At 69.4% G+C, this 2,556-nt stretch carries 1 protein-coding gene; it reads left to right on the top strand.

Annotated elements, in window-relative coordinates:
- Positions 1-60 precede the first annotated feature (60 nt).
- The coding region (locus tag K8556_RS38710; RefSeq protein WP_255653346.1) for an amino acid adenylation domain-containing protein at positions 61-2,556 on the top strand (2,496 nt) is incomplete at its 3' end.

Consider the following 2,556-nt stretch of genomic DNA (forward strand, 5'->3'; position numbering starts at 1 on the left):
CGCACCGAAGGCCCCCAGCCGCTCTCCTTCGCGCAACAGCGCCTCTGGTTCCTGGACCAGTTGGCGCCGGACGACGCCTCCTACAACCTCCCCGTCACGCTGCGCCTCCTTGGCCATCTGGACGTGGAAGCCTTGCGTCGTGCCTTCGAGGCGCTGGTAGCGCGGCATGAGGCGCTGCGCACCACCTTCTTCGAAGAGGAGGGCCAGCCTTTCCAGCGCATCCATGCTCCGGCCGCATGGGCGCTCCCTGTCGAAGACCTCTCGTCCCTGGAGGAGTCCACTCGCGAAGCGGAGACACTACGGCTTGCCACGAGTGAGGCCCGGCGGGCTTTCCACCTCGTCCACGGTCCCCTGCTGCGCACGGTTCTCTTGAGGTTGGCGGAAGAGACGCACGTCCTGGTCGTGACGATGCATCACATCGTCTCCGACGGCTGGTCCATGGGCGTCCTCGTGAAGGAGCTGGCCACGAGCTACGCCGCCTTCTCGGCGGGCCGTGAGCCGTCGTTCGCCCCACTGCCCGTGCAGTACGCCGACTTCGCGCTCTGGCAGCGGCAGTGGCTCCAGGGGGAGACGCTGGAGTCACTGCTCGGATACTGGAAGCGCCAGTTGGCTGGTGCTCCCGCCGCGCTGGAGCTGCCCACCGACCGTCCGCGTCCAGCCGTGCAGTCCCGTCGCGGCGCCACGCTGCCCGTGCACTTCCCCTCGCACCTGACGGACTCGCTGCGCAGCCTCGCCCAGCGTGAAGGCGCAACCCCCTTCATGCTGCTGCTCGCCGCCTTCCAACTGCTGCTGTCGCGCTACTCCGGCCAGGACGACATCTCCGTCGGCTCCCCCATCGCGGGCCGCACCCACGCCGAAGCCGAGAGCCTCATCGGCTTCTTCGTCAACACGCTGGTGTTGCGCACGCAGGTCCAGCCTCAATCGACGTTCCGCCAACTGCTGGCCCAGGTGAAGGCCACCACCCTCGCCGCCTACGAGCACCAGCACGTCCCCTTCGAGAAGCTGGTGGAGGTCCTCCAGCCCTCCCGTGACTTGAGCCGCAGCCCCCTCTTCCAGGTGATGCTCGTCCTGCAGAACGCACCCGCCGAGGCGCTTCGCGTTCCGGGCATGGCCTTCCAGCCCATTCCCCTGGAGGGCAACTCCTCCCGCTTCGATTTGGCCCTCACCCTCTTCGAGGTGCCCCAGGGCCTCACCGGCTTCCTCGAGTACAGCTCCGACCTCTTCGACGCCTCCTCCGTCCAGCGCCTCATGCGCCACTTCGGCGTCCTCCTCTCCTCCCTCGCCTCCCAGCCGGACGCTCGCGTGTCCTCGCTGGAAGTCATGACGGCCGAGGAGCGGCAGCAGCTCCTCGTCGACTGGAATGAGACGGACGTCGCCTTCCCGCGCGACACCTGCATCCACCACGTCGTCGCGCAGAATGCCCGTCGTGCTCCGGACGCCGTCGCCGTGCACATGGGGGACAGAAGCGTCAGCTACGCGGGCCTCGATGCCTGGGCGCACGGGCTCGCCGTCCAACTGCATGCGGCCGGTGTCACTCGGGGCAGTCGTGTCGCCGTCCTCGCGGAGCGCTCTCCGGAGTTGGTGGCGGGCCTCCTGGCTGTCCTCAAGGTGGGCGCGGCCTACGTCCCCGTCTCTCCGGGCGTCCCTCCGGAGCGCCTGGCCTTCATGCTGGAGGACTGCGGCGCCTCCGTCCTCCTCACCCAGCAGCACCTGCGCGACTCGCTGCCAGCCCTCTCTTCGCGCGTCCTCTCCCTGGAGATGGAAACAGGTGTAACGCAACAGCCGCTGCCAGTGACGCCCGTCGGCCCGGAGGACCTGGCCTACGTCATCTATACGTCCGGCAGCACCGGCCGCCCCAAGGGCGTCGCTGTCCACCACCGCGCGTTGATGAATCTGGTTTCCTGGCACCAGCGCACCTATTCGCTGTCGCCCCAGGACTCCACCGCCCTCACCGCGGGCGTCGCCTTCGACGCTTCCACCTGGGAGGTGTGGCCCTCGTTGGCTTCTGGCGCCAGCCTCGTCGTCCCTCCTGAAGCCGTGCGCGCGGAGCCTTCCCAGTTGCTTCAGTGGCTGGCCCGCGAAGCCATCACCACCTGCTTCATGCCCACGCCCCTGGCCGAGGCCGTCCTCCGTGAGGAGTGGCCCCGCCCCATGGCCCTGCGCGCCCTGTTGACGGGCGGCGACGCCCTCCACCACGGCCCGCCGCCTTCCGTCCCCGCCACCCTCTTCAACCACTACGGGCCCACCGAGAGCACCGTCGTCGCCACCTTCACCCCCGTCACTCGCGACGACGGCACGCGGCCTCCCATCGGCCGCCCCATCGCCAACACCCGCACCTACGTCCTCGACAGGAATCTCCAGCCGGTGCCCGTGGGTGTCGCGGGGGAGCTCTTCCTCGCCAGTGAGGGCCTCGCCTGGGGCTACCTCGGCCAGCCGGCCCTCAGTGCCGAGCGCTTCATTCCCCACCCATTCTCCTCCGCCCCGGGTGCCCGCCTCTACCGCACCGGCGACGTCGTGCGCTGGCGCCCCGACGGCCAACTGGACTACCTCCAGCGG

This window comes from Corallococcus sp. AS-1-12 (assembly GCF_020036995.1).
Lineage (GTDB): Bacteria > Myxococcota > Myxococcia > Myxococcales > Myxococcaceae > Corallococcus.